The organism is Gemmatimonadaceae bacterium, assembly GCA_040882285.1.
Taxonomy (GTDB): Bacteria; Gemmatimonadota; Gemmatimonadetes; order Gemmatimonadales; family Gemmatimonadaceae; genus JACDCY01.
Map to the genome: position 1 here is coordinate 83263 of JBBEBQ010000010.1, position 26606 is coordinate 109868.

General features: G+C 67.4%; 27 protein-coding genes. 10 read left to right on the top strand and 17 right to left on the bottom strand.

Features of this window, described 5'->3' with window-relative positions; translation table 11 throughout:
* Positions 1 to 25: 25 nt before the first annotated feature.
* Positions 26 to 1462, bottom strand: a complete 1437-nt coding sequence (sufB, locus tag WEA80_05995) for a Fe-S cluster assembly protein SufB (GenBank protein ID MEX1186121.1) — start codon at positions 1460 to 1462, stop codon at positions 26 to 28.
* A 142-nt stretch (positions 1463 to 1604) separates the two neighbouring features.
* Here sufB and WEA80_06000 point away from each other — a divergent pair, with 142 nt between their 5' ends.
* From WEA80_06000 to WEA80_06010, 3 genes are read left to right on the top strand one after another with little or no spacing between them, the layout of a single operon-like run.
* Entirely contained in the window at positions 1605 to 2015 is a 411-nt protein-coding gene (locus WEA80_06000; GenBank protein MEX1186122.1) for a Rieske 2Fe-2S domain-containing protein, read from the top strand.
* The gene (locus WEA80_06005) at positions 2012 to 3268 is read left to right on the top strand and encodes a SufS family cysteine desulfurase (GenBank protein ID MEX1186123.1); all 1257 of its coding nucleotides are present in this window, start codon (positions 2012 to 2014) and stop codon (positions 3266 to 3268) included. The genes WEA80_06000 and WEA80_06005 overlap by 4 nt, the downstream gene beginning before the upstream one ends.
* A 2-nt stretch (positions 3269 to 3270) precedes the next feature.
* Positions 3271 to 3708, top strand: coding sequence for an SUF system NifU family Fe-S cluster assembly protein (locus WEA80_06010; GenBank protein MEX1186124.1), 438 nt, complete (start codon positions 3271 to 3273; stop codon positions 3706 to 3708).
* A 102-nt stretch (positions 3709 to 3810) separates the two neighbouring features.
* Here WEA80_06010 and WEA80_06015 read toward each other — a convergent pair whose 3' ends face one another.
* On the bottom strand, positions 3811 to 4974 hold the full coding sequence (locus tag WEA80_06015) for a putative sulfate/molybdate transporter (protein ID MEX1186125.1): 1164 nt from the start codon (positions 4972 to 4974) through the stop codon (positions 3811 to 3813).
* A gap of 76 nt (positions 4975 to 5050) precedes the next feature.
* On the opposite strand from WEA80_06015, the gene WEA80_06020 reads away from it, so the two are divergent.
* Positions 5051 to 6016 (top strand): ATP-binding cassette domain-containing protein, encoded by a 966-nt coding sequence (locus tag WEA80_06020; GenBank protein MEX1186126.1) that lies wholly within the window; start codon positions 5051 to 5053, stop codon positions 6014 to 6016.
* Complete coding sequence (locus WEA80_06025; GenBank protein ID MEX1186127.1) at positions 6009 to 7292, top strand: ABC transporter permease; 1284 nt, start codon at positions 6009 to 6011, stop codon at positions 7290 to 7292. Before WEA80_06020 ends, WEA80_06025 begins: the two co-directional genes overlap by 8 nt.
* A 151-nt stretch (positions 7293 to 7443) precedes the next feature.
* On the opposite strand, the gene WEA80_06030 is transcribed toward WEA80_06025, so the two are convergent.
* Genes WEA80_06030 through WEA80_06055 form a run of 6 tightly spaced genes read right to left on the bottom strand, consistent with a single transcriptional unit; the run spans position 7444 to position 10268 of the window.
* Complete coding sequence (locus WEA80_06030) at positions 7444 to 7875, bottom strand: BrxA/BrxB family bacilliredoxin (protein ID MEX1186128.1); 432 nt, start codon at positions 7873 to 7875, stop codon at positions 7444 to 7446.
* 3 nt (positions 7876 to 7878) lie between these two features.
* The gene (locus tag WEA80_06035) at positions 7879 to 8250 is read right to left on the bottom strand and encodes a co-chaperone GroES family protein (protein ID MEX1186129.1); all 372 of its coding nucleotides are present in this window, start codon (positions 8248 to 8250) and stop codon (positions 7879 to 7881) included.
* Between the two features lie 43 nt (positions 8251 to 8293).
* Positions 8294 to 8812: a hypothetical protein gene (locus tag WEA80_06040; GenBank protein MEX1186130.1), complete on the bottom strand. Its 519-nt coding sequence runs from the start codon at positions 8810 to 8812 to the stop codon at positions 8294 to 8296.
* A 1-nt stretch (position 8813) separates the two neighbouring features.
* Positions 8814 to 9224 (bottom strand): hypothetical protein, encoded by a 411-nt coding sequence (locus WEA80_06045; GenBank protein ID MEX1186131.1) that lies wholly within the window; start codon positions 9222 to 9224, stop codon positions 8814 to 8816.
* Positions 9225 to 9242: 18 nt separating this feature from the next.
* Positions 9243 to 10025, bottom strand: coding sequence for a signal peptidase I (gene lepB, locus WEA80_06050; protein MEX1186132.1), 783 nt, complete (start codon positions 10023 to 10025; stop codon positions 9243 to 9245).
* A 12-nt stretch (positions 10026 to 10037) separates the two neighbouring features.
* Entirely contained in the window at positions 10038 to 10268 is a 231-nt protein-coding gene (locus WEA80_06055) for an SWIB/MDM2 domain-containing protein (protein MEX1186133.1), read from the bottom strand.
* Between WEA80_06055 and WEA80_06060 the strand changes: the two genes are divergently transcribed.
* Positions 10267 to 10560, top strand: a complete 294-nt coding sequence (locus WEA80_06060) for a hypothetical protein (protein ID MEX1186134.1) — start codon at positions 10267 to 10269, stop codon at positions 10558 to 10560. The genes WEA80_06055 and WEA80_06060 overlap by 2 nt on opposite strands.
* Here the strand turns inward: WEA80_06060 and WEA80_06065 are convergent.
* Both WEA80_06065 and WEA80_06070 read right to left on the bottom strand, forming a co-directional pair.
* Positions 10521 to 11423 carry a deoxyribonuclease IV gene (locus tag WEA80_06065; protein ID MEX1186135.1) on the bottom strand — a complete coding sequence of 301 codons (903 nt, stop codon included), beginning with the start codon at positions 11421 to 11423 and terminating at the stop codon, positions 10521 to 10523. The two genes, WEA80_06060 and WEA80_06065, sit on opposite strands and share 40 nt — an antisense overlap.
* Entirely contained in the window at positions 11420 to 12172 is a 753-nt protein-coding gene (locus WEA80_06070; protein ID MEX1186136.1) for a sialidase family protein, read from the bottom strand. The genes WEA80_06065 and WEA80_06070 overlap by 4 nt, the downstream gene beginning before the upstream one ends.
* A 28-nt stretch (positions 12173 to 12200) precedes the next feature.
* On the opposite strand from WEA80_06070, the gene pruA reads away from it, so the two are divergent.
* The gene (gene pruA / locus WEA80_06075) at positions 12201 to 13937 is read left to right on the top strand and encodes an L-glutamate gamma-semialdehyde dehydrogenase (protein ID MEX1186137.1); all 1737 of its coding nucleotides are present in this window, start codon (positions 12201 to 12203) and stop codon (positions 13935 to 13937) included.
* Positions 13938 to 14019: 82 nt separating this feature from the next.
* Here the strand turns inward: pruA and WEA80_06080 are convergent, their stop codons facing one another.
* Both WEA80_06080 and WEA80_06085 read right to left on the bottom strand, forming a co-directional pair.
* Positions 14020 to 16362: a hypothetical protein gene (locus WEA80_06080; GenBank protein MEX1186138.1), complete on the bottom strand. Its 2343-nt coding sequence runs from the start codon at positions 16360 to 16362 to the stop codon at positions 14020 to 14022.
* A complete protein-coding gene (locus WEA80_06085) occupies positions 16359 to 17087 on the bottom strand; it encodes a hypothetical protein (GenBank protein ID MEX1186139.1) in 729 nt (242 codons plus the stop codon). Before WEA80_06085 ends, WEA80_06080 begins: the two co-directional genes overlap by 4 nt.
* Before the next feature lie 215 nt (positions 17088 to 17302).
* Here WEA80_06085 and WEA80_06090 point away from each other — a divergent pair, with 215 nt between their 5' ends.
* Both WEA80_06090 and WEA80_06095 read left to right on the top strand, forming a co-directional pair.
* Entirely contained in the window at positions 17303 to 18223 is a 921-nt protein-coding gene (locus WEA80_06090) for an EamA family transporter (protein ID MEX1186140.1), read from the top strand.
* A gap of 88 nt (positions 18224 to 18311) precedes the next feature.
* The gene (locus tag WEA80_06095; GenBank protein MEX1186141.1) at positions 18312 to 19115 is read left to right on the top strand and encodes a DUF4097 family beta strand repeat-containing protein; all 804 of its coding nucleotides are present in this window, start codon (positions 18312 to 18314) and stop codon (positions 19113 to 19115) included.
* On the opposite strand, the gene WEA80_06100 is transcribed toward WEA80_06095, so the two are convergent.
* Entirely contained in the window at positions 19112 to 19558 is a 447-nt protein-coding gene (locus WEA80_06100) for a MarR family transcriptional regulator (GenBank protein MEX1186142.1), read from the bottom strand. The two genes, WEA80_06095 and WEA80_06100, sit on opposite strands and share 4 nt — an antisense overlap.
* A 64-nt stretch (positions 19559 to 19622) precedes the next feature.
* On the opposite strand from WEA80_06100, the gene WEA80_06105 reads away from it, so the two are divergent.
* Positions 19623 to 20012: a VOC family protein gene (locus tag WEA80_06105; GenBank protein ID MEX1186143.1), complete on the top strand. Its 390-nt coding sequence runs from the start codon at positions 19623 to 19625 to the stop codon at positions 20010 to 20012.
* Here the strand turns inward: WEA80_06105 and WEA80_06110 are convergent.
* The 4 genes from WEA80_06110 to WEA80_06125 are packed head-to-tail and all read right to left on the bottom strand — an operon-like array spanning position 19918 to position 26538.
* Entirely contained in the window at positions 19918 to 23085 is a 3168-nt protein-coding gene (locus tag WEA80_06110; protein ID MEX1186144.1) for an efflux RND transporter permease subunit, read from the bottom strand. The genes WEA80_06105 and WEA80_06110 overlap by 95 nt on opposite strands.
* Positions 23082 to 24251: an efflux RND transporter periplasmic adaptor subunit gene (locus WEA80_06115; protein ID MEX1186145.1), complete on the bottom strand. Its 1170-nt coding sequence runs from the start codon at positions 24249 to 24251 to the stop codon at positions 23082 to 23084. Before WEA80_06115 ends, WEA80_06110 begins: the two co-directional genes overlap by 4 nt.
* Positions 24248 to 25885, bottom strand: coding sequence for a TolC family protein (locus WEA80_06120; protein ID MEX1186146.1), 1638 nt, complete (start codon positions 25883 to 25885; stop codon positions 24248 to 24250). Before WEA80_06120 ends, WEA80_06115 begins: the two co-directional genes overlap by 4 nt.
* A complete protein-coding gene (locus tag WEA80_06125) occupies positions 25882 to 26538 on the bottom strand; it encodes a helix-turn-helix domain-containing protein (GenBank protein MEX1186147.1) in 657 nt (218 codons plus the stop codon). The genes WEA80_06120 and WEA80_06125 overlap by 4 nt, the downstream gene beginning before the upstream one ends.
* Positions 26539 to 26606 lie beyond the last annotated feature (68 nt).

Genomic DNA, 26606 nt, shown 5'->3' on the forward strand with positions numbered 1-26606 from the left:
CGCGGAGAGCGGAGCCGGCCTGTTGCTATCCGACCGATCCCTCGAGCGAGATGCCGAGGAGCTGCTGCGCCTCCACGGCGAATTCCATCGGCAGATTCTGAAAGACTTCCTTGCAGAATCCGCTCACGATGATCGAGATCGCGTGCTCCGCGTTGAGCCCGCGCTGCTTGCAGTAGAAGATCTGGTCCTCGCCGATCTTCGACGTGGATGCCTCGTGCTCCACGATCGCCGAGTCGTTCTGCACCTCGATGTACGGAAAGGTGTGCGCGCCGCACTCGTTGCCGATGAGCATGGAGTCGCATTGCGTGTAGTTGCGCGCGCCGGTCGCGCGCGGCATCACCTTTACCTGCCCGCGGTAGCTGTTGTTCCCCCGGCCCGCCGAGATTCCCTTCGAGATGATCGTGCTCTTCGTGTTCTTTCCGATGTGAATCATCTTCGTGCCGGTGTCCGCCTGCTGCCGGTTGTTCACCACCGCTACCGAATAGAACTCGCCCGTCGAGTTGTCGCCCTGCAGGATCACGCTCGGATACTTCCACGTGATCGCCGAGCCGGTTTCCACCTGCGTCCACGAGATCTTCGAGTTCACACCCACGCACTTCCCGCGCTTGGTCACGAAGTTGTAGATCCCGCCCACGCCTTCCGCGTCGCCCGCGTACCAGTTCTGCACGGTGCTGTACTTGATGGACGCGTTGTCCAGCGCGACGAGCTCCACGACCGCGGCGTGCAGCTGATTGCCCGACCGCTTCGGCGCCGTGCAGCCCTCGAGGTAGCTGACCGACGCGCCCTCGTCGGCGATGATCAGGGTGCGCTCGAACTGGCCGGTGTCGGCGGCGTTGATGCGGAAGTACGTCGACAGCTCCATCGGACACTTCACGCCCTTGGGCACGTAGCAGAACGAGCCGTCGCTGAACACCGCGGCGTTGAGCGCCGCGAAGAAGTTGTCGCTGTGCGGCACCACCGTGCCGAGATACTTCCGCACGATGTCGGGGTGGTTCTGGATCGCTTCGCCGAACGAGCAGAAGATGATTCCCTGCTTGCCGAGCTCCTCCTTGAACGTCGTGCCGACGGAAACGCTGTCGAAGATCGCGTCCACGGCAACGCCGGCGAGCATCTTCTGCTCGGTGAGCGAGATGCCGAGCTTCTCGTACGTCCGCAGCAGCTCGGGATCGACTTCGTCGAGCGACGCCAGCGGCTTCACGCTCTTCGGCGCCGAGTAGTAGATCATGTCCTGGTAGTCGATCGGGCGGTACGTGACGGTGGACCAGTGCGGCTCCGTCATCGTCAGCCAGCGGCGGTACGCCTTGAGGCGCCACTCGACCATCCATTCGGGCTCGTCCTTCTTCGCCGCGATCGCGCGTACTATGTCTTCGTTGAGCCCGCGCGGAATTGTGTCAGCCTCGACTTCGGTGACGAAGCCGTACTGATATTCCCGGTTGACCAGCGATTCTATGGCGGTGCTCATAGCGGCAGCTCTTGGCTATTGGCTGTTGGCTATCGGTAATTGCGGTAGCCCAACAGCTGCGATTCACGTGGACCCGGCGCCGTCCAAGAGGGTTTCCGGCTTGGACTTAACTGCATCTGGAGGCTTTGCCGAGACTTGAATTATGAGTAAATTTGTCGGGATAGTCAAGCTCACGCATGACCCGTCCGAGGCGGCACAAAACGTTGTGACTCAAACATTTACGGCTCAGGGGTTCGAGCAGGTGGCCCGGCTCGACGACCTGCCGGAGAACGTTCCGGTGGCCGTGACGCGCTCCAACGGGCAGCAGATCTGCCTGATTCGCACCGAAAGCGGCGAGGTGGCCGCGGTCGGCAACCTGTGCACTCACCAGGAGTTCGAGATGGCGTTGGGCGATACGCCGGGCAACGGCACCATCGAGTGCGCCTGGCACGGTGCGCGGTTCGACATCACGACCGGCGCGGCGCTCCAGGGCCCCGCGACGGATCCGCTGCCCGTGTACGACGTGCTGCTGCGCGATGGCGCGGTGCTGGTCGGTCCGAGGAAGGCGCCGTGAACTCGCTCGCGCCGCGCTCCGATTTTCCCCTCCTCGCCGCCAACCCCGGGCTGCACTACCTGGACTCGGCGGCCACGAGCCAGAAGCCGCGATCCGTGATCGACGCGATCGTGCGCTTCTACGAGACGACCAACGCCAATCCTCACCGCGGCGCGTACACGCTCTCGGTTCAGGCCACCGAGGCTTACCACAACGCGCGCGTGCGGATTGCGCGTTTTTTCGGCGTGGCTGATCCGGCGACGCTCATTTTCACCCGCGGAACGACCGACTCGATCAACCTGGTGGCGGGGTCGTATGGGCGCTCCACTGTCCGCGCGGGCGACGAGATCGTAATCACCGCGATGGAGCATCACGCCAACTTCGTTCCATGGCAGCAGCTCGCGCTGGAAAAAAAAGCGCGGCTTCGGATCGTGGAGCTGGAAGCGGACGGCACGCTCGATCTCGACCGGTTCCGGGAAACATTGTCCGGCAGTACGCGGCTCGTGGCCTTCAACCACGTCTCCAACGCGCTCGGCACCGTCAACGCCGTCCGTGAGATAGCCGCGCTCGCGCGGGCGGCCGGGGCGGTGAGCGTGTGCGACGGCGCGCAGAGCGCACCCCACATGCGCGTGGATTTCCCGGCGCTGGGCGTGGACTTCTACGCCTTCAGCGGCCACAAGATGTGCGGGCCCATGGGGAGCGGCGGACTGATCGGCAGGCGCGATCTGCTGGAGGCGATGCCGCCGTACCAGACCGGCGGGGACATGATCGAGTTCGTGCGCGACAGCGACACGACGTGGAACGTGCTGCCGCACAAGTTCGAGGCAGGCACTCCCAGCGCGGCCGACGCCGTGGGACTCGCGGCCGCGTGCGATTACCTCGACGCGTTGGGAATGGACGCCGTGGCCGCGCACGAGAAAACGTTGCTGCGCCTGGCGTACGAGCGGCTCGCGGCCATGGATGATGTCACCATCTACGGTCCGGTTCCCGAAAAGAGGAGCGGGGCGTTGAGCTTCACGATGACCGACGTGCACCCGCACGATCTGGCGACGATTCTCGACGGTGAGGGCGTCTGCATTCGCGCGGGGCACCACTGCGCGCAGCCGCTCATGCGCCGGCTCGGCGTGCCCGCCACGGCGCGCGCGTCGTTCTATCTGTACAACGATGAGGCTGACATCGAAGCCATGGTCCGTGGAATGGAGAAGGCGCGTAAGCTGTTCGCCGGGGCGCCGGCGCCGAGCGTCGGCGAGATAGCCGGCGCGAGCGCTTCGTAGCCGTGGACCTCGATCTCTCGCCCAACATCCAGGCGATGTTCCAGGAGCTCATCCTGGACCACTATCGCCGGCCGCGCAACAAGGGCGAGCTCGAGGGCGAGCACAAAACGATCGCCATGAAGAACCCGCTCTGCGGCGACGAGGTGTACCTCCACCTCGCGCTCGAGGACGAGCGGGTGAGCGACATCAGCTTCACGGGGCGCGGCTGCTCGATCTCCCAGGCCGCGGCGTCAATGATCACGCAGGCTGTCAAGGGCAAAACCGCCGGCGAAGCCGAAACGCTGGGCGAGCGCTACCGCGAGATGATCATGGGCGACGCCGAGGCGGCGAAGGATAAATCGCTCGGCCAGCTCCGCGCGCTGTCGGGGGTGTCGAAGTTCCCGGCGCGCGTCAAATGCGCGCTGCTCGCGTGGAACGCGCTCGAGGAAGGACTGAAATAGTCTCTACTCCTTGCGCGCCGAAGAAAGTTGAAGGGTCCTTTTCTGGAGCTACGGCCTTCGGCCTAACACGCTCCTGAAAAGGACCCTTCAACTTTCCTCTGTCTATTTCGGCCCGGTGGACCAGACTTTCCCGAACGCGTACCACGCGAGGGTTCCGAGCAAGAGACCGAGGACATAACCGTACGGGGCGAGCACCGCGAGCAACGCCACGCCGATCGTAACCGCCAGCTCGCGGCGCACGGGAACAACGTCGCGCGCGAGCCACATGAGCGCCCACCCCTCGAACAGCAGCAGCACGCCGAGAACCGGCAGCGGGAAGACCTGCACCACCTGCGTGAACGCGCCCGCGAAGAACAGGCCCATTGCCAGGAAGAGCGAACCGTAGATCAGCAGCGATCCGCCGGTGCGCGCGCCGAAGGTGTAATGGCCCATCAGGCCGCCCGACCCATGGCACGTGGGAATTCCGCCGAGCCACGGATTCACGAGGTTCATCAGCGAGTACGTGTAGCCGAGCTGCCGGATGGTGACCTGCTTTTCGGGAAATAGGTCGTGCGCCGTCTGGCGGGTGGCGAGCAGCGAGTTGCCGAGCGAGAGCGGTATCTGCGGCAGCGCGAGGATCACCAGCCCCGTCCACACGTCGGCCGGGGCCGGTATCCGCGGCAGCGGCAGCGTGAAGCCGAGGCCGCCGGCGAGGTCGAGCGCGTCGAGATCGAAGACGAAGGCGTACACGATTCCGAGCGCGATGATCGGCAACGCCGGCGGAAGGCGGCGGTTGCCGTACAGCGCGATCGCCATGGCGAACGCGATCAGCGCGAGACCGTAGCCGGTGACGCCGGCCGATCGCACGTAGTCCCCAAGTGCGAGCAGCGCGAGCTGCAGGCCCAGCCCCAGCTGGAGTCCGCGCACCACGCTCTTCGGCACCACGCGCGCGAGCCAGGCAAGCGCTCCGCTCGCCGTCAGCAGCAGCATCACGACGCCGATGGCCAGGCCGGCGCCGAACAGCACCGGCCCCGCGATCTTCTGCGTGATGACGATGACGGCCATCGCCTTGAGCGGCTGCACGGCCATCGGGATGCCGTACCGGATCGCCGTCGCGTACTGCATCAGCCCGAACATCACCAACACGCTCGCCGCGTCGAGCCCGGCCGCCATGACCATACCAACGATGAGCGGCAGGTCCGTGCCGATGTCGCCGAACGCGCCCGCAAGCTCGTTGCGGTCGAAACGGAAGCGCGGGTTCACCACCTCAACGGCCGTACGTGTCACGCCTATATTCTACGCCGAGCGCGCACTTCAGGTTGTTCGCTCTTACTAGTCACTAGTCACTAGTCACCTCGCAGAGATGACCGAACCAGCGGTACACATCCAGAACGTTTTCAAGCGCTTCGCAGGCCACACGGCTGTACGCGATCTGTCGCTCGTGATTCCCCGTGGCACGGTGTACGGGCTGCTGGGGCCGAACGGCGCCGGCAAGACGACCACCATCCGGATGATTCTGAACGTGATCGCGCCCGACTCCGGCACGATCACCATTCTCGGCCAGGACTCCACCAGGGACTCGATCCTCGACCGCGTGGGATATCTGCCGGAAGAGCGCGGCCTCTATCGCAAGATGAAGGTCCGCTCGATTCTGCGGTTTCTCGCCGAGCTGAAAGGCATGTCGCGCAGGCAGGCGGATCCCTTGATCGACGAGTGGCTGGAGCGGCTGTCGCTCAAGACGCCGGACAAGGACTGGGGCGCGGCGAAGGTGGACGAGCTCTCCCGCGGCATGCAGCAGAAGGTGCAGTTCATCGCCGCGCTGCTGCACGATCCCGAGCTGGTGATCCTGGACGAGCCGTTCAGCGGGCTCGACCCGGTCAACTCCCAGGCGCTCAAGGACACGATCGTGGAGCTCCGGCGCCGCGGCAAGACCGTGATCTTCAGCACGCATCTGATGGACAACGCCGAGCGCATGTGCGACGCGGTCTGCATCATCGCCAACGGCGACAAGGTGCTCGACGGCACGCTCGCCGACGTCAAGGCCGAGAACGCCGGCCGGACCGTGGCCGTCGCGCTCGACGGCGCGCCGAGCGGCGAGATCGACCGAATCTTCGCCGACAGGTCGCTGGTCGAGCGCGTTGACGACTCCAACAGGTTCTTCGAGGTGGAGCTCCAGCCGGGCGCGGACGCGCAGCAGCTCCTGCGCGCGATCGTCGGCAGCGGGGCCCGCGTGAAGCGATTCGAGCTGGTCCAGCCCTCGCTGCATCAGATCTTTCTCGAGCGGGTCGGCGCCAAAGGCGTAGAGCCGGGGGTGTCGGGTCATGGCTAAGCTCTGGGCGGTCATCAAGCGCGAGTACATCGAGCGCGTTCGCACCAAGTGGTTCATCATCGCGACGGTCTTCGGCCCGCTGCTGTTCGCGGCGCTGATGATCGTCCCGGCGTGGCTCACCATCAAGACGAAGAGCGCCGCCGATCTGAGCTCGACGGTCATCCTCGACGCGACAAACACCGGGCTGGGGGCGAAGGTGTCGGAATCCCTGCGCGGCTTCGGGAGCGGGCCGGAGCGCGCGCCCGACGTGCGCGTGATCGCGCCTTCCGAGCTCACTGAGGCCGAGAGCCTCGCGACCGCCGAGGTGATGCGCGAGCAGCGGTCGGGATACCTCGTGCTCGATCAGCAGACGGTGGCCGGCGAGAGCGCGAGATACGCCGGACGCCATGCCAGCTCGCTGACCGCGATGGAAGCGGTGGAGGACGCGGTGGAGAAGACCGTGCTGGCGTACCGCTTCGAGGCGGAGGGAATCTCGGCGGAGAAAGCCCGTGAGCTCACCGCCGGCAGGCTGCGGTTCCGCACCGAGCGGATAACCGACGAGGGCCGCGGCGGATCCGGGGCGATCAGCGCGTTCTTCGGCCTTGGCATCGCCTTCCTGCTGTACATGTCCATCATCCTGTACGGCCAGAACATCCTGCGCGGAGTGATCGAGGAAAAAACCACCCGCGTCGCTGAAGTCGTCGTATCGAGCGTGCGGCCCGAGACTCTGCTCGCCGGCAAGGTGCTCGGCGTCGGCGCGGTCGGATTGACGCAGCAGCTGGTGTGGGTCGCCACGGTCGTGGCGTTCCTCACCTACAGGGTGCAGATCTTCAACGTCTTCGGGATTCCGGCGCCGCCGTTCGTCATGCCCGGGGTGTCGGCCGGCGACGGCCTGCTCCTCCTGCTGTTCTTCGTGCTCGGCTTCGTCTTCTACGCCGCGCTGTTCGCGGCGGTGGGAGCCATGGTGAACAGCGACCAGGAAGCGCAGCAGGCGGCGCAGCCCGTGATGCTGCTGCTCATCGCCGCCGCGATCTTCATCCAACCCGTCACGTTCAATCCGACGGGCGGGCTCGCGACGACGATGTCGTGGCTGCCCTTCTCCTCGCCGATCATCATGCCGCTGCGGCTCACGATCATCAACGTGCCGATCACCGAGCTGATCGGCTCGCTGATCGTGCTGCTGCTGTCGTGTCTGCTGGTAGTATGGCTGGCCGCGCGGATCTACCGGGTGGGGCTACTCATGTACGGCAAGCGCCCGACTCTGCGCGAGCTCGGGCACTGGATCCGCTACACCTAGCCCGTGCGAATCGACTGAGAGCGCAAGGGCCCGGGCACCGTCCTCGGCGTGTTCCGGAACCAGGTTGAGCGGCGTGAGGTGAGGGGTTCTCACAGGCCGCGTCTTAGCGCGCGCAGTTTGCGCGCGTAGCGGCCGACGAGGATCCCTCACCTCACGCCGCCCGGACAGCTCCGCAAAATCGATCAAATGCGCCCGTGAGGTCCTCTGCGATCTCCTCGACCGTGCGTCCCTCGATCTGATGCCGCTCGAGCATGTACACGAGCTTGCCGTCCTTGAGCAGCGCGATCTGCGGCGATGAGGGCGGGTAGCCGGCGAAATAAGAGCGCACCTGGCGCACGGCGTCCACGTCCTGGCCGGCGAATACCGTCGTCAGCGCATCGGGCTTCACCTCGTGCCGCAGCGCGCGGGCGACCGCCGGCCTGGCGTTTCGCGCGGCGCAGCCGCAGACGGAGTTGACCACCACGAGCGTCGTGCCGGCGGAGTCGCGCAGCTTCGCGTCCACCGCCTCCGCCGTCTTCAATTCCTCCACGCCCAGGCGCGTGAGGTCTTCGCGCATCGGCGCGACCAGTCTTTCGTCGTACATCGTCTAATCCTCCACGTGCGGCTCGCGCACGAGTGCGAGAATGGCTGTCTGCGGCACGACGAGGAAGCGGTCGCCGTCGAAGGTGATCTCCACCGCAGCTTTTCTGAAGAACAGCGCGTAGTCACCCGTCCTGGCCTGCATCGGGACGAACCGCGTCTCGCGCATGGCCACGCGCCACGGCTCCTCGTTGTTGTCCGCGAGGTCGGGCATCGGCAGGCCGGGGCCGGTCGCGATGATCGTCCCGCCCTGCACGGCCTGGCTGTCGATCGCCGTCGGAGGGAGGTACAGGCCGACTTTCGTCCGGCCTTCTCCGTCCTCGATTTTCACCAGCACGCGGTCACCGACGACGATCAGCCGCTTATTCTTGTCGCCCATCATCGAATTATAACGACCGGGCCCCGGGACTCGTGCCTGTAGCCTATAGGCGGTGAGCCTTCCTCAGAGCGTGCGTGCGCGTCCATTGCACGATCACCGCGAGCGCGAGCGCGTACGCGGAAATCGCCGCGAGCCGCAGGAGCAGCACGTCCGCCGCCATTCCCGGCCAGTCCGCGAAGGTCGCGCGCGCCGTGCCGAGCGGCTCCCTCCCGAGGGCCATCAGCGCGGCACTGACTACCATCTCCGTGGCGGCGACCAGAATCGCGAAGAGCGGTGCGCGCCATACCCAGTGCCGCAGCGGGAAGTTCCCGAGATGGAGCGTCACCATCGCGAACAGGAATACCGCGCCGATCAGAAATCCGATTCCGAGCAGAGCGGGCTGGTCGTTGCCCGCGTTGGTCAGCAGAAAGGCGCGGAACACCCGGATGAGCAGCCCGGTGACAACCGCCATCTCCAGCGTCGAGAAGGCCAGCTTCCGGAACGAGCTGGGACCGTGGCCTTCCCATTCCTCGTCCGAGATCCGCCGCTGATACGGCTCCGTTTGCTTGGGGAAATAGACCATGCTATGAGGACGATGTGGGCGCCTTGCCGGGCACGCGCGGCGCGGATTCCCTGCTCTCCGGCGCGCGTGCGGAGGCGCCCGCCTCCGACTGCCACCGCGCCGCCGGCAGCTCGACGACAAATTTGGTGTGGCCCGGCGATCCGTCCACCAGGCGAACCAGGCCGCCGTGCGCCGGCGATCCACCGGAACGGTCCCGCTGCTGCGCCGACAGCTCGCTGAAAGCCGCCAGGAACGCCCCGATGCCGGCCAGGAAGCAGAGCGACAGCAGCACGCCGCCAAGCACGACCCCCTCGTAGCCGTTCGCGCCGGCGACGACCAGAATCGCTATGGCGACGAGGCAGATCGACTGCGCCGCGCGCGGCATCTGATCGCTCCTGCGCATTCCCTGAATGGCCATCGGCGCGTCAGCCATGCTGCGCCCCCGCGGGTTCTACCGGATCCAGTGAACCAGCCTGCTCCACCGGATGTCGGTGATGAAAGGCAGCGGACGGTCACTGTCGTCCGCGTTGTACGAGTAGTACACGAACATGGGCCTGCCGCGCACGTTCTCCCGCGGCACGAAGCCCCAGTAGCGGCTGTCCTTGGAGTTGTAGCGATTGTCGCCCATCATGAACAGGTGTCCGGGCGGCACGACGAGCGGCCCCCACTCGTCGTGCGAGGGCTGCGCGGGCGCCGCGCCGAACCGCGACGCTTTCAGCCCCAGAGGCTTCTGCCAGTCGAACAGCTCACTCACGGAATCGAACGCGTCCGCGGAGACTCCGTAGCCCTGCCGCTGCGCGACGCCATTCACGTACAGCACGCCGCGCCGCATGTAGATCGTGTCGCCCCCTACGGCGATGGCCCGCTTGACCAGCGTCGGCGTAAGGTCCTGCGGCTGATCCACCTGCGGCGGGGAGACGAACACCACGACGTCTCCCCGGCGGGGCTCGGCGTATCCCGGCAGCCGGTTGTCGGTGAAGGGCACGTGCGGCCCGTACCGCAGCTTGTTGACGAACAGCCAGTCGCCGACGAGCAGGGATGGAATCATGCTCCCCGAGGGGATGCGGTACGCCTCGAGGAGAAAAGTCCGGATCAGCAGAAACAGCGCGAGCGGAAGCGCGATCGCGCGGACGTTGCGCCAAAGCGCTCCGCTTCTCCATCCAGGCTTAGTCGAGCCCGACTGTGACAAGGGGCGCGCCTTGGCGGCGCGCCCCTTCTTGAGTGCGGCTGGCAACGATCAGCTAGATCAGCTGAGATGCTTGTTCACGAGCTTCGTCATCTCGAACATCGAAACCTGACGCTTCCCGCCGAACACCGGGCGCAGTGAATCGTCGGCGTTGATCATCCGGCGATTCTTGCTGTCCTGCAGGCCCTTGCGCTTGATGTACGCCCAGAGACGCTTGGTGATCTCGGTGCGCGGCAGCGGGTTGCTGCCAACGACGGCGCTGAGCGAAGCGCTCGGCCGCATCGGCTTCATGAACGCGGCATTCGGCGTGCGCTTCGTCTTCGACCTCGTCTTGGCGCGCGACTTCCTCGCCGACTTCTTCCTGGCCGTTCCGCGCTTGGCGGTCGATCTCTTTTTCGACGAGGACGACTTTTTCCTAGCCGAGCGTTTCTTCTTTGTTGCCATCGCTTCTCCTGAGTGGGATGACAGTACGGACCTGCTAACGATCAACATCCTGCCGCGGAGCAAAGTAAATCGCAGGAGCGTGGGCGCAATAGGGAAACTCTATAGGGAAGACAGCAGTTTCATCATTCGCACGTCGTAGGGATCGGGTGAATCGTCGTCATCGGCCACGTCGTAGTTCTGCTGCGGCGTCTCCAGCACCAGCGGTATTCCAGCCGATCGGGCGTCCGCCAGGAGCCACTTGAACGGGTCCTTCCCGATCTCGCCTTCCCCTATGAGAACGTGCCTGTCGCGGTTCGATCCGAGCGCGCCCGCGCTGTCGTTGAGATGGAAGAAAGAAGGCGGCTCCCCCGTCGCTTCCTCGAACTCGTCGAGGATGGCGGTGAAGGCCGCCCGCGACCTGCGAATGTCGTATCCGGAGCAAAACAGGTGGCACGTATCCAGCCCGTATCCGGTGCGCGCGCGCAGCGATTTCGGGACGTGCGACAGGATTTCTCCCACCTCCGCGGCGGTGCGGCCCATGGTGCGTCCGGCGCCCGCGGTGTTCTCCACGAGCACTCGCGCGTCCGATTTCACGGCGCGCAGCGCGGCGGTGATGGCCGCCGCGATCCGCTTCGCCGCGTTCGCCGGCGTGTCGTCGCCGGCGGAGCCCGGATGGAAGCAGACCGAGCCGGCGCCGAGATCGCTGGAGCGTTCCAACTCCTTCGTGAGCCCCGCGCTCGCCCGCGCCCATTTCTCCGGGTCGGGTGTCGCCACGCTCAGAACGTACGGCGCGTGCACGAGAATCATCCTCGGATCGATCTTCGACGCCGCGACCTCCTTCCTGAACCGCTGCGCGCGCTCGGGGCGCACCGACATCTTGTCGTTGTAATACTTGGGCACGGCGGTGAAGACCTGCACCGCACTCATCCCGCCGCGCGCGGCGCGGCGGACGGCCATGTGCACGCCGCCGTTATTGATCGTGTGCGCCCCTATGAACCGCTTGCGGCGCGCCGCCGGGCTCAAGGCAGCTTCCCCGCGCGCGCGGCCACTCGCGGCGCGCCGCCGGGAGTCGTCTCCACCCAGTGGACGCGGACGGAGTCGCCCGTGAGCGACACCCGCGGCGACGACGCGGCCGACCCCGCCGGCGACACCGCGCCGTACGTGGAGAACACGTGCCCCGCGCCGGTAGAGAGCGCGAGGAGTATGCGCGGTTTCGCGCTGTTGGGATCCTCGAACGCGACGACCACCGTGTCGCCGCGGCCGGCGACGCTGCTGCGGACCGGGCGGTCGCCGTGTGTGACGGGGACAGCCATGTGCAGCACTCCCATCCCGGTCGTGCCCAGCGCGGACGCTTGCATCGAGTGCGTGAAGTACACGCCCGGGCTGCCGGCAGGCGAGATGTGATAGGTCAGATGCAGGTACCCGGAAGTCTCGTCGGCAAAGAGGGACGGCGGTGGACGCGAGCAGCGCAGACCGCCCGCGTCGCGACCATCCGCCACCAGCGGCGTTTCCCAGTGGGTGCCGCCATCCGGCGACCGCGCGAGCAGCAGCACGGAGCCGCCGTCGGGTCTGGCCTCCCACCACGCGGCGTACCTCTCGTCGCCGCGCGCCACCACGACGACATCCGCACATCCCGCGCCTCCGCGCGGCGGGAGCGCCGCGACCGCCGCGCTCACCGGCGAGGCGCTCCCGCCATAGGTGACCGGACCCCACGCGATACCCCCGTCCGCGCAAGCGCTCAGGGCGAAAAACCACGGCAGCGCGATTCTCATGGAAGCACGCGATAAGTATCTTGCGATCATGTCAGCTATAGGGTTCCCCAGAGACACGCGTGAGCCTGACGGCGACCCACAAGTTCGCCGCGAGCCTGCCGCGGGAGAAGCGGTGGACGGCGATTCGGCTTCTTACTCCTGGTCTTTCACCAGCAAATGGCGCGTCCCGCCGCAGGAGAACGAGCCCGTCCTCTCCTACGCGCCGGGCACCGCCGAACGCTCGGCGCTGAAGACGCGCCTACGCGAGATGGCGGACGAGCGCGTCGAGATACCGCTGGTCATCGGGGGCCGGAGGATGCTCTCAGGCGAAGTAGCGCACGCGGTGATGCCGCACGCGCACCGGCACGTCCTGGCCGACTGGTACAAGGCCACGCCGGACAACGTGCAACAGGCCGTGCGGGCCGCGCGCAACGCGCAGCGCGACTGGGCGGCGCGGTCGTGGGAAGACCGGGCCTCCGTCTTTCTCAAGGCGGCCGAGCTGCTCTCCACCACCTGGCGCGCCACGCTGAACGCCGCGACGATGCTCGGCCAGTCCAAGACGGCGTACCAGGCGGAGATCGATTCCGCCTGCGAGCTGATCGACTTCTGGAGGATGAACGCGGCCTTCGCGCAGGGGATATACGACACCCAGCCGATCAGCACCGACGACGCGTGGAACCAGCTCGACTACCGCCCGCTGGAAGGGTTCGTGTACGCGATCACTCCGTTCAACTTCACGGCGATCGCGGGGAACCTTCCGACGGCGCCCGCGCTCATGGGGAACACCGTCGTGTGGAAGCCCGCGTCGAGCGCCATGCTCAGCGCGCACTATATCATGGCGCTGCTCGAGGAGGCTGGACTCCCGCCGGGCGTGATCAATCTCGTCGCCGGCGACGCGCGGATGATCTCGGACATGCTGCTCGCCGACGAGAATCTCGCCGGCGTGCACTTCACCGGCAGCACCGAAGTGTTCAACGGGATGTGGAAGACCATCGGCGCCAGCATGGGCAGATACCGCTCCTACCCGCGGATCGTCGGCGAGACAGGCGGCAAGGATTTCATCGTCGCCCACCCGTCGGCCGATCCGGTCGCCGTCGCGGCGGCGATCGTGCGCGGCGGATTCGAGTACCAGGGGCAGAAGTGCTCCGCGGTGAGCCGCGTGTACATCCCGGAATCGCTGTGGCAGGAGGTTCGGGACAGAACCGTCGGCATGATCGAGGAGATCCGGATGGGCGACGTGACGGACTTCCGGAACTTCATGGGGGCCGTGATCGATCAGCGCGCGTTCGAGAAGATCAGCTCGTATCTGGAGCGCACGCCGGATCACGACGTGCTCGCCGGCGGGAACGCCCGCGGCGAGGAAGGCTGGTTCATCGAGCCCACTCTGATCCAGGCGCACAACCCCGACAGCCGCCTGTTGTGCGAGGAGATCTTCGGTCCCGTCGTCACGGCGTACGTCTATCCGGATTCAAAGTGGTCCGAGACGCTTGATCTGGTGGACGGCACCTCGCCGTACGCGCTCACGGGCGCAGTGTTCGCGCGCGACCGCGCGGCGGTGCACGAGGCGAGTATGCGGCTGCGAAACGCGGCCGGGAACTTCTACGTCAATGACAAGCCGACCGGCGCGGTAGTGGGACAGCAGCCTTTCGGCGGCGCGCGCGGATCCGGCACGAACGACAAGGCGGGCTCGATGCTCAACCTCGTGCGCTGGGTGAGCGCGCGCGCGGTGAAGGAGACATTTTCGCCTCCGCACGAGTTCGGGTATCCGTCTATGGAACAGAAGTGACTAGTGACTAGTGACTAGTGACTAGTAACCGCCATCGCAGTTCACTAATCACCAATCACCAATCACTAATCACTAATCACTACTAGAACCGCGCCTCGAGATACAGGTACCCTCGCACGCCGCGATCCGGGCGGATGCCTTTCGCAATGTCGAAGCGCACGAGGCCATCGAGGAAAGACGCTCCCACTCCCGTGCCGCTGATCGGCGTTCCCGGGGAGCTGAAGTCGGCGCGATCTCCCGCCCAGCCGAAATCGGCGAAGACCACAGGCCGCGCCAGCACGAACGACGATCCGAGCTCCGCGCGCGCGAGCCAGTAGGAGTTTCCCGCACGCGTAGCGGGTGACTGCCCGCGGACCGTGTGCGCCCCGCCGAGGAACCACCAGCGCTGCATCGGCGGCGCGCCGCCCGACGTGCCGCCCCCGAACGTGAGCGCTCCGTCAGCTCGCGAGCCCAGTCCGTGCGAGACCGTGAAGTCGGCCGCGACGCGCGAGTAGTCGAACGAGCCCGCGGCGCCCTCCACGCGAATGTCGGACAGCAGCCGCCAGCCGTGCGGATCGAGCCCGCGCGAGCCGACGCGCCGCAGCGACAGCCCTCCAATAGTGCCGTTGGTGGCGTCGATGTTGTCGCCGAACTTGCGCCCGTTGATCGCCCGCGCGAGCGATACCGACGTCTCGGTTACCGCGTCGGAATGGTGCTCGGCGAACAGTCGCGAAACGATGCCGCGGGATCCCTCGGCGGGACCGCGCGTCAGCTCCGCGCCCCAGGCGCGATAGTAGAATCCTTCGTCGCGGCCCTCCAGGAGCGCGGCCAACGAGCTCCCGAACCCGAGCGGGTCGCCCCAGTCATTCGCCGCGGCCAACCGCCGGTACGCACCGACGCCTACGTCCGTGCGGCCATTGCTGCGCAGCAGCGACAGCTCCGCGTTAGGCTCCAGATCCGCCAGGCCCAGCCGCACGGACGCGTGCGCGGTGTACCCGCCGCCCAGCGACTGCCTCGCTGCGAGTCCGGTCGACAGTCCCTCGATGCGGTTGTAGCGCGACATCCCGATCCCGTACCGCAGCTCAACCGGGCCGCGAACGTACCCGGCCTGCGCCGCCATGCCGAGCGCGCGGTTGGTCAGCTCGTCGAGCTCCGCCGAGGAAAAGATCTCCTCGCCGGGATCGTACGGCGACTCCGGCAGCTCGGGTGACCGCGCCAGCGCCACCGAGTCGCACGGCACGCTGACGGAGACCGCCAGAGTGTTCTCGAACCGTGAAACGACTCGCTCGCGGCTCTCACCGGGCGCGCACGGCGCGCGCCTCGCCGCCCGCCGCGCGGCCACAGCCGCTGTGTCGGTCCGCGAAGTGTCGGCCGGCGTGACGACGACCGGCGCGAAATCGCTGGTGCCATTCACCTCGTCGTACGTGAAGCTTTGCTCCAGCTTGAACGGCACGCGCATTATCCCGACGTGGGCCGAGCCCTCGAGGGTCTGCAGCCGCGGCAGCCAGAACCGACCCTCGTGCAGTCCATACTCGACCGCCACGACCGATACGTTAGCGGTCATTGGCTTGAGCGCCGAGCAGACGACTCGCGGCTCACAGCCTTCACCCTCCTCCTCCTGCTCGACCTTCCAGATGTCCATCGGCTCGGACATGCGGTACACGGCGCGCACCAGCCGCCCCGTCGCGTCGTCGAACCAGAGTGAGGCGACACTGACGCGCCAATCCGGCTTGCGCGGCCGGACGCGCAGCTCGCGCACGCTGATCCGGGTCTCGCCGCCGATGCGGAACGACAGCGAGTCGCCGGTCTCGTACGTGTAGTACGCCTCGGCGCCGCGCGCGAGCGGGTTCACGATGTCGCTGTCCACCACGTCCAATCGCGCGAGCGACGCTCCCCACAGCGGCTCGCGGCCCGGGAAGTACGGAATCACCGGGACGCTGCTCAGCTCGGCGTCGATCTCTCCGCTCTTCCCCAGCATCGGCGCGGTTGTGCGCTCGCCCAACACCTGCACGCGGGCGCCGCGATCGCGGCGCCATTGCACGCGGGTGACGCGCTCGTACCGCGCCAGCAGGCGCTCGCGACCGAATCGCGTGAGCGACATCCCGATGCTCGCCCGCTCCCGGGTCTTCGAATCGTAGCCGAGCAGCGCCGAATCGTCGGCCACACGCGCCGTCCGCGCCCGCTCGAGCGTGGCACGCGCGAGCGGATCGGAAAACGCGGTGCGGATGTGCTCCGCGGTCACCGGGATGATCCTCGCGCGCCGCCGCGTGTCACGGATCGAGTCCCGCGCGGCGCGGCCGGCCTCTCTCGCCGCGGCCGCGCTGTCGGCTTTCTGCCGCGCGCGCTCGGCGGCCGCTGAATCCTGCTTCGAGCGGCCGCCGATGCTGACGGTTACGCCCTGGCCCAGCGCCAGGACTGCCGCGAAGGCCACCGCCGAAACGATCATCTGCGCCGCGACGGAATGCCGACCGACACGCCGAGCTGCCAGATCACGAAATCGGTCTTGGTGCGCGCGGGAAACAACGTCACGGATCCATCGTCGTTGTCCTGGATCCCGCCTTCGGGCAGATACGTCGCCTCGCCGCCGTAGTAATACTTGCCGCCCAGCGTCAGCATCGCGGTGGACGCGCGGCCGCCGATCGGGACGTACACACCGCCGCCGAACACGACCGCCGACGAGAAGTCGCTCGCGTTCTCGGTAGTAGCGAACGTCTCGGAGGTCTGCCGGTCCTCGATCGCGGAAGTCGTGCGGAAGTTCGTGATCGCGAACGCGGCGTTGGCGTACGGACGGATTGGGCCGGCCGGGAACGTGAACTGCGGGCCGATGCCGAGCCAGCCGATCATGTTGGTGGTCACGACGTCGGCCGTCACGCGGCCGCTGAAGCTGAACGCGATCGGCATGCTCTCCCGTCCGTACTGCAGCCCACCGAGCTCGGCCCGGACGCCGAACATTCCCGCCGGGTCGAGTCTAAGCATGCCGCCCGCGTTGAAGCCGTAGCCTTGGTCCACGTAGTTGGCGAACTCGCCCTTGGGCTTGGAGACGACGACGTCGCCGAAGACGACGAACCGTGGAACGGCGGCGCCCCGTATCGGCCGGCCGGTTTGGGCTTCCGGCGCGGACGCGGCTACGGCCAGAAACGCGAATGGCGCGAACAAGAAAATCCGTTTCATGTGTCTCCTCCCTACGGCTGTGAGCGCTCCAGGATTCAACGCGGCCGCCGTGCGCCGCGCCTTCGACAGGCCACCAAGGCAGGGTCGATGCCGACGGTCGCGCCAGGCCCATCACCTTAGGCACCAATGAGATGGCAAAAGTTCCGGCTCCGGCGCCGTACGCGAAGTGACACCCTGTCGCTACAATTAGCGTCCCCTACTGGCGACAGGAACAGATGACGGGCGGTGTACCGCGACTCAAGCTTTTATCGGCGTTTGCCGCCGTGTATCTCATCTGGGGCTCGAGCTACCTCGCGATCATCTGGGGACTCGAGACGATGCCGCCATTTCTGCTCGGAGCCGCCCGGTTCATTGCGGCCGGCTCCATCCTCTACGCGATCGCGGCGGCCCGCGGCAGCGCCGGATTCTCCCGCCGGCAACTGCTCAACGCTTGCGTCGTCGGCGCTTTGCTGCCGTTCCTCGGAAACGGGTCGCTGATATGGGCCCAGCAAAAGATCCCGTCCGGGATCGCGGCGTTGATCGTCGCGACGGTGCCGCTGTGGATGGTCGTCATCCAGACGGTCGTCGAGCACGTGCGGCCGGGTCTTCAGATCTGGACGGGGGTCGGCCTCGGAATCGTCGGTCTGGCGATCCTGGTTGGGACGGGCGGCGAAGCCCCGGGCGCCATTCACGTTCCGTCCGCTCTGATTCTGTGCGGCGGATCCATCGCGTGGGCGGCCGGGTCCATCTACTCGCGCAACGCCGATCTCCCCGATTCGGGACTCGCTTCGGCCGCGCTGACGATGCTCGCGGCCGGCGTGTTCTTCTCCGTGGCATCGTTTGCCGCGGGAGACCATCGCACGGTCGATCTCGCAGCGGTCTCGCTGCGATCGATTGCCGGGTTGGCATACCTGGCGATCCTCGGATCGGTCATCGCCTACAGCGCGTACATCTGGCTGCTCCAGGTGAGCAGCCCCGCGCGCGTCGCGACGTATGCCTACGTGAATCCCGTGATCGCGGTGTTCCTGGGTTGGGCGTTCGCGGGTGAGCCGTTCACGGTCCGGACGATGATCGCCGCCGGGGTGATCCTGGCGGCCGTAATCCTGATAACGACGGCGCCGCAGCCCGCTCGACGCGCCTACTCGGACGGCACCTGAGGCTTTCAACCTTCGGCCGGTATCCCCTGTCAAAACTTTAGCGGCGAGGCTGCGTAGGTAGGCTGTACCCAACAACTCCGGAGACACCATGCATTCCACACTTCTGACCGCCACGCTCCTGCTTGGCGCGGCTCAGAGCGCGCTGGCCCAGAGCTCCGACCAGTGCCGCCACGAGGCTCACCGCACGGCCAACGTCGATGCGGCGGGAGCCCGCCTCCTGACGGTCAAGGCCGGCGCCGGCTCGCTCCGGATCGAAGGCAAGGCCGGCCTGGACCGCGTGGTCATCCGCGGGCGCGCCTGCGCCTCCGACGCCCGCCTGCTGGAGGAGATCGAGCTTCGCGCGAACCGGCGGGGCTCCGACGTAGTCGTCGAGGCCACGGCGCGCGTCGAGGGCTGGAGCTTCACCGGAATGCGGTATGCGAGTCTGGACCTCGTCATCGAAGTCCCCGCCCGGATGGCGGCCGAGATCGCGGACGGCAGCGGGAGCATCGACATCTCCAACCTCGGCGCGGTCGGCATCACGGACGGCTCCGGCGAGATCACCGGCAGCGATCTCCACGGGGACGTGCGAATCCAGGACGGTTCCGGCGGCATCAAGCTGACCAACCTTGCCGGTGCCGTGAACATTCACGACGGATCCGGCTCGATCGAGCTGCGCAACATCGGCGGGCTGATCGACATCACCGACGGCTCCGGTGAGATCGACGTGCGGACCGCGAGGAACAGCGTTCGAATCAGCGACGGGTCCGGCGGCATCGAAGTGGCCGACGTCGATGGCGACTTCACCGTCACCCGCGGCGGCTCGGGCGGGATCGGCTACAGCAACGTGAAGGGAAGAGTGGACATCCCCAGCCGGCGCGGCCGGCGCGGCCGGCGCAGCGAAGCGCTCTAGGCTTCGCTCCCGAGCCGCTCGATGATCGCTGCGGCTTCGGCGAGCAGCGCCAGATCCGACCGGTCGAGCGCCGCGAGATCCGCCGCCAGGGTCGCCACGCGGCGGCCGCGAGCGGCATGGAGGATCCGCGCGCCCTTCGCGGTCGCGCGGATCCAAGCCACTCGGCCGTCATCCCGGTCGGGTTCCCTTGCCACGAGACCGTCGCGCTCCATGGCGGCCACGAGCCGGGTCATCGTGGGCGCGGTGACCTGCTCCGCGAGCGCGAGCTGGCCCATGGTCACCGGTCCAGCGAACACGACCACCGACAGCGCCGACAGCCGGGCCGCGGTGATTCCGCTCCGGTCGTCCTGTTTTCGCAGCCGCCGGAGAAGATGGATCGCCGCGGAATGCAGCCGGTCGGCGACCGCGGCCTGATCTCTCGACGAAGGGGTCTTGCGGCCCAATAGTTAGCTCGGCTAAGATTATTGTTAGCTGAGCTAAGTATATCCCGAAGCCAATGGAGCCGCAATGCCGCACGCGAGCGATCTGGCCGATGCCACCGTGGGACAGCTGCTGATTCCGGTCGAGGACCTGGACCGCGCGATCCCGTACTACCGCGACACGCTGGGGCTGAAGTATCTGTTCTCCGCCCCGCCGCAGATGAGCTTCTTCCAGGCGGGGGGTGTCAGGCTGCTCGTCGGAGTGCCCGAGGCCGGGCAACCGCGCGGGCGGGGATCAGCGGTCTACTTCAAGGTCTCCGACATCCACGCCGTGTACGCCACGCTCAAGCAGCGCGGCGTCGAGTTCCCGTCCGAGCCGAAGCTCATCCATAAGACTCCGGCTTCAGAGCTGTGGCTGGTGGAATTCCGGGATCCGGATGGAAATCAGCTGGCCTTGATGAGCGAAATCGCGCCATGAGCCACTCGCGCCACTCGTCCAGGATCTCGTAGAAAGTCGGGATCACCAGCAGCGTCAGGAAAGTCGAGGTGATCACGCCGCCAATCACCGCGCGGCCCAGCGGCGCGCGGAACTGCGCGCCCTCACCGCTGCCGATCGCGATCGGCAGCATGCCGGCTACGAGCGCGAGCGTCGTCATGATGATTGGCCGCAGCCGGATCGCGCCGGCTTGGATCAGCGCGTCGCGCAGTGACAATCCTTCGCGCTCGCGCGCCCATTTCGCGAAATCGATCAGCAGGATCGCGTTCTTCGCCACCAGTCCGGCCAGCAGCATCACGCCGATCAGGCTCATGAGGTTGATCGTGCCGCCCGTCAACAGGAGCGCCAGCATCACGCCGATCAGGGACAGCGGCAGCGACACCATGATCGCGAGCGGGTCCACGAACGACCCGAACTGCATCACCAGGATCAGGTACATCAGCAGGATCGCCACGCCCAGCGCAGCGAAGATTCCGCCGAACACCTCCGCCTGGTCCTCGGTCTCTCCGCCCTGCGTGATGGTCACGCCGGGAGGGAGCGGGACATCGTCTATGCGCTGCTCTATGTCCTTCATGACTGCGTTCACCGGCTTGCCGCTAGTGTTCGCTTCGACCGTCACGACCACGTCGCCGTCGAGGTGATCGATCTGCGCGGGCCCGATGGATTGCTCCACCCGCGCGAGCTGGCCGAGCGGCACGATCGCGGGCGGCCCTCCGGTAGAGGCTCCCGACAGCACGATCGGGAGCTGCCGGAGATCGTCGACCCGCTGTCGCGCCTGCGGCACCAGCCGCACGGTCACCTCCCGCGTCTCACCGGAAGGATCGACCCAGTCCCCCGTCTTGATGCCGGCGAAGGCCGGGCGCAGCGACTGCGCAATCTCACCGACCGTCACGCCCATCGCTCCGGCCAGACTCCGGTCGATCTTGATGCTGACCTCCGGCTTCTGCCCCTTGGTCGAGAGCTCCACGTCCACGGCGCCCGCGGCTTTTCTCACCTGGGTTGCGATCGCCTCCGCTGTGGCGGTAAGCGTAGTCGCGTCGGCGCCGCGGACCTGCAGCTGAATCTGCTTCTCGCCTCCGCCCCAGTCCGTGGTCGTCACCGCTGATGTCATGCCCGCGATCTGCTTGACCTCCGTGCGCAGCGCGCGCGCCAGCTCCTCGGCGCTCGTCTCACGCTCGCCGCGAGGCGACAGCTTCCCGTAGACTATTGCCTCGTCCACCGCGCCGGTGGCCGCGCCGAGCGTCGTGTACGAGTACAGGACTTCCGGGTGCGCCCGCACGAGCCGCGCCGCCTCCTCCGCCTTCACGCGCGTGTAATCGAGGTTCGACCCGGGTGGTGTCTTTACCTCCACGAAGATCTCGGACGTGTCGTCCTCCGGCCAAAAGGCCCCGCCGATGATGCCGGTGGCCGGGAGAGCCAGAGCTACGACGAACGATCCAACGGCGATGCCGACCATTGCCGCGCGGTGATCCAGCGCCCAGCCGATGACCTTCTTGTAGCGAACCGCCAGCGAATTGAACCAGGTGTTGAATCGGTCCAGCACGCGCGAGATCGGGTTGCGCCGCTCGTGCGCCTCCAGCTGCGGATCGGCCCAGTACGCCGACAGCATCGGGTCGAGCGAGAAGGAGACGAACAGCGAGACGAGCACGGACGACGCTATGGTGAGCGCGAACGGCTTGAACCATTGTCCGGCGAGGCCGTAGATGAACCCGATCGGCACGAACACCGCGACGATGGAGAAGGTCGTCGCGGCTACGGCGAGCCCGATCTCGTCGGTGCCTTCCTTCGCCGCCCGCATGTGATCCTTTCCCATCTCGATATGCCGCACGATGTTCTCGCGCACCACGATCGCGTCGTCGATCAGGATTCCGATCGCGAGTGAGAGACCCAGCAGCGACATCGTATTGAGCGTGAAGCCAAACGCCCACACCGCGATGAACGCCGCCAGCACCGAGACCGGAAGCGCCAGACCCGTGATGATCGTGGAGCGCCACGAGTTGAGGAAGACGAATACGACGAGCACGGTCAGCATCGCGCCCTCGAGCAGCGCCATCTCTACGTCACCCACCGAGTTCTCCACGCGCACGCCTGCGTCGCGCACGACCGTAAAGTCAACCCCGGGGGGGAGCGTCTGCTGCAGCTGGGCCAGCTTCGCCTTGATCCGGTCGCTGACGTCGGTCGTGCTGTAGCCTTGCGCCTTCGTGAGCGCGAGACCGACGGCCTCACTCCCGTTGTACATCGCGAGCGACCGCGCCTCCTCGCTACCATCCCGCACGTTGGCCACTTCGCCGAGCCGGATCACGCGGCCGCCGCGCTCGGCGACGACGAGCTGAAGGAAATCCTCCGGGCGCTCGAGCCGCCCTTGCAGCCGGATCGTCCGCTCGTCCAGCGTTCCCGTCAGCCGCCCGACGGGGACGGCGAGGTTCTGGGACCGCAGCGCGCCGACCACCTGCGTCACGCTCACTCCCACGGCGCGAAGCGCTTCGGGCCTGAGCTCGACGGTCAGCTCGCGCTGCACGTCCCCGAACATCTGCACCCCGGCCACGCCGCTCACTCCGCGGAGCTGGCTCACGATGTCGGGGTCCACGATCCGCGTCAGCTGCGCGGGCGTGTACGCCGGTGACACGAGCGCCACCTGCACGATCGGAAACTCAGTGGGATCGAACCGCTGCAGAAGCGGCTCCTCCATCTCGAGCGGCAGATCGATCCGGATCGCCGAGATCGCGTCGCGGATGTCCTGCGTGCCCTCCTGCAGGTTCTTCTCGAAGACGTACTCAACGAGGACCTGCGCGAAGCCGTCGAACGCGCTCCCGTTGATCTCCTTCACCCCGGAGATCCCCTTGATCGCGTCCTCGACCGGGTTCAGGACTTCCCGCTCGACCGTAGTCGGCGATGCTCCCGGATACGGGATGCCGACGAACACGAACGGCGGATTGACCTCCGGGAACTCGTCGGTCTTGAGCTGGGCGAGCGCGAACAAGCCGAACACGACCAGCGCGACCGTCGTCACCACCGTTATGAGCGGGCGCTTGATCGCGAAGTCGGAGATCATCATGGCTGATTCGCTCCGCCGGCGGGCGCGGCAGGCGCCGGCGGCGCGGGCCGCAGCGCCGTGTCACCGATGGCCGCGACGATTCGCACGGGAGTGCCCGGCGTGATCCCCCGCGCCGCGCCGATGAGCAGCGTGTCGCCGGCGAGCAGTCCCGCCGTGATCTCCACCAGCTCGCCTGCCTCGTCCCTCGCCCCCAGCGCCACGCTCACGCGCTCCACTATTCCTCGCTTCACGCGCAGCGCGGCGGGCGCCGAGCCGCGCTCGTCTATTGCCGCGTCGGGCGCCACCAGCCCGTTGCGCGTGCTGGTCGACAGCCTGCCCGTCGCCTGCAGTCCGCCGACCAGCGCGCGGCCCGCGTTCGGGATCGACGCGACGATCTGCACCTGCCGTGTCACCGGATCCACGACCGGGCTCACGCGCGTGACGCGGCCGAGAAACTCGCGAGTGCCGTAGCCGCTGACGGTGAACTTCACCGGCAGCCCTACGCGCACGTCGGTCAGCTGCTCCACGGGAATCGCGGCCTCGAGGCGCATGCTCCCCGGATCCACCACCGTGTACAGCAGCGTCCCCGGCTGCACGACGTCGCCGGCGGAGACGCTCTTCTGGCCGATGACTCCCGCGAACGGCGCGCGTACGGTCGTGTTGCCGAGCTGCTTGGCCGCCGACGCCATGCGCGCCCGCGCATCGGCCAGCATCGCGCGCGAGTTGGTCACGGCAGCTCGCGCCATCTCCAGCTCGCGCTCCGCGATTGCGCCCGCCTCGTGCAGCCGCCGGGCTCTTTCCAGCTCGCGATTAGCTATTGAATACGAGTTCTCCGCCGCCGTCACGGCCGAGCGCGCCGACAGATAAGCATCGTCGCTACCGCCCGCCTCGATCCGCGCCAGCACGGTCCCGGCGGCCACGGACTGTCCCTGGTCGACGTACGTCTGCAGGACGCTGCCGGCCATCTGCGACCGGACGCTCGCCTCCCGCTCGTGCCGCAGCGTGCCCGAGAAGGCGGGGCCGGAAGTCAGCGGCTGCGCTCTCACGACGACGAGATTCTCCTGCCCTACGCTCACGGGCTGGGTGGCCGTCGCTGCCGCGGCGTCGTCCGCGTCACCCCCGCAGGCGGAAAGAGCTACCGCGGCCAGAGCGAGCAATACGACCCGGCGAAAGGTGTATGCGATCATGGAATCGTGGTTCCCGGTATCTGTTGTTGCGCCGCCTGCTGTGCCTGCGGCTGCGTGGTGTTGCTGCGCGGCGGCTCGGGCGGCGGCGCCTGCTGCACCGGCAGCTGGATTCCCGCCGACTGCAGCTGCAGCGGCAGATCCTGCAGCAACGCCACGCGCACGATCGCCAGCTGGAGATTGCGCGCGGCGGTAGCGCGATTCACCTGCGCCTGCTCGAGCAGCAGCCTGGAGTCGTCCAGCTCGAGCTGCGTCGAGATTCCCTCGCGGTACCGCACCTGCGCGATGCTGTATGCGCGCTCCGCCTGCTCGGCGGTGCCCGCGCTCGCTTCCCACGCCCCGCGCGCCTGGGCCAGCGCGGTCTCCTGCACGCGCAAGTCGAGCGCGGCGAGATCGCGCGTCTGTTCGAGCCTCGCGCGCGATTCTTCCAGCGACGCGCGCGCGGCCATCTCTTCACCGCGCTGCCGCCCGCCGGTGAACAGCGGAACCTGCGCGCCCACTCCCACGGTCCAGTTCTCCCGGAACTCGTTGTTGCCTGGGAAGCCGCTCGTGGGAAACGCCACGCGGCCGTAGTTGGACGTCAGCGACACGGACGGGAGCCGCTGCGCGCGGATCGCCCGCAGCGACGCCTGCCCCGCGTCCACTCCCGCCCGCGCCGCCCGCACCGGAGCGCGCGAATCGACGTCGTCGGCAGCCGTGGACAGCGTGATGGGCTCGATGGCGGCGTATACCGCCGTGGTGTCGTCCACCGGAGTCACCAGCTGCACCGGCGCGTCGAGCGGAAGGTCCAGCAGCTGCCGCAGGCGCAGGAGCGCGATCTCCCGCTCGCTCTGCCGCTGCACGAGCACCGGCCGCTGATTGTCGCGCGCCACTCGCGCTCGCAACAGCTCGAACTCGGAAGTCCTTCCGACGTCGCGCGCGAGCTGGACCTGCGATACGACGGCGTCCGACTGGCGGAGCGACAGCTCCGCGATGGCCGCGAGCCGGGCCGACAGCGCCGCGTCGAAGTACGCCTGCGCCACCGTCAATGCCGCCTGCGCGCGCTCGGAGGCGAGCGTGACTTCCGCGGCGCGGCGGCCCGCGCGCGCCGCCGCGATCTGCGAGCGGACGCGCCCCCCGCTGAAGATGTTCTGCGACAGCGACAGGCCGAGGTTGTACTGGTTGGCCGCGCCGAAGCCGAGGTCGCCGAGCCCGCCGAATGGGTTCGTCCCGAGCGCGCAGCGCTGCGCGTCCTCGAGCCCGGCGAGACGCTCGGCCGTAGTCGCGGCCGGATCTCGCAGGTACTGCTCGCACGGGCCCGGCGGCCCCGTGGAAGTCGACGTGTCCGGGCTGGAGAGAGCGGAGAACTGCGAGCGCAAAGTCCTGGTGTAGCCGGCCGAGCCGAACAGCTGCGGGAGCAGCTGGCTGGTGGCCTGCAGCTCCTGACCGCGGGCGCGGGTAACGCCCGCGCGCGCAATCCGCACGTCGTGGCTCTTCCGCTCGGCAAGTCGCACCGCTTCCGTGAGCGAGAGACTGATCGTTCCGGCGCTGTCGGTGCGTGCCGGACGGACGGGATCCTGCGCGGCCGCCGTGGAAGCTACCGTCGCCGCCAGCAGCACCGCGACGGCTTGTCGGAGAAGAGCCGAGTCGCGCGTCATCCTCTGGGCGCTCCGGTCGCGTCCGCGGACGCGGAGCGTGTGTTGTCGTCGGCTCCTATCGCGCGCAGAACCAGCTCCGCATACTGCCGCGCGGCAACCTCGGCCGACGGATAAATCTCAGGCATCATCTCTCGTCCCATCGCGTCGGAGAATAGCGCGCCCATCAATGTGATGGCCGCTACGCGCTCGTCGAAATCCGTGAACGACATCCCGGCTTCCCGCACGCGCCGCAGGTATTCGCACAGCTGGACGAACGCAGCCTGCGGTCCGGCCGCCGCGCACTCCGTCAGCTCGGGGCGCTCCTCGAGCTCGCCCATGCACGTGCGAATCATGGAGCGATTGTCGCGGAGGTGGGCCAGCTGGCGTTCGCTCCACTCGCTGAGCTCCGCCGCCGGATCGCACGGATCAGCTGGAAGCGGTGCAATCTGCTCAGCGGCGTGGAGGGTGCGCAGCGCTTCGCCGAGCAACGCCTCCTTGGAGCCGAAGTGACGGAAGATCGTCACCTCGTTGACGCCGGCGGCCTCGGCGATCCGGCGGGTCGTGGCGCCGCGGAATCCGTGCTTCGAGTACGCCGCCAACGCAGCGCTTAGAATCGCCTCACGCGTGGCCGATTGCGTTCCACCGAGAGGGATGTCGAGGTCTTGGTCAGGCACGGACGGGAAAATACACGCCCCTAACCAAAATGCAAGTAGTTACTTGCTTGCATCTATTTGCGCGAAGG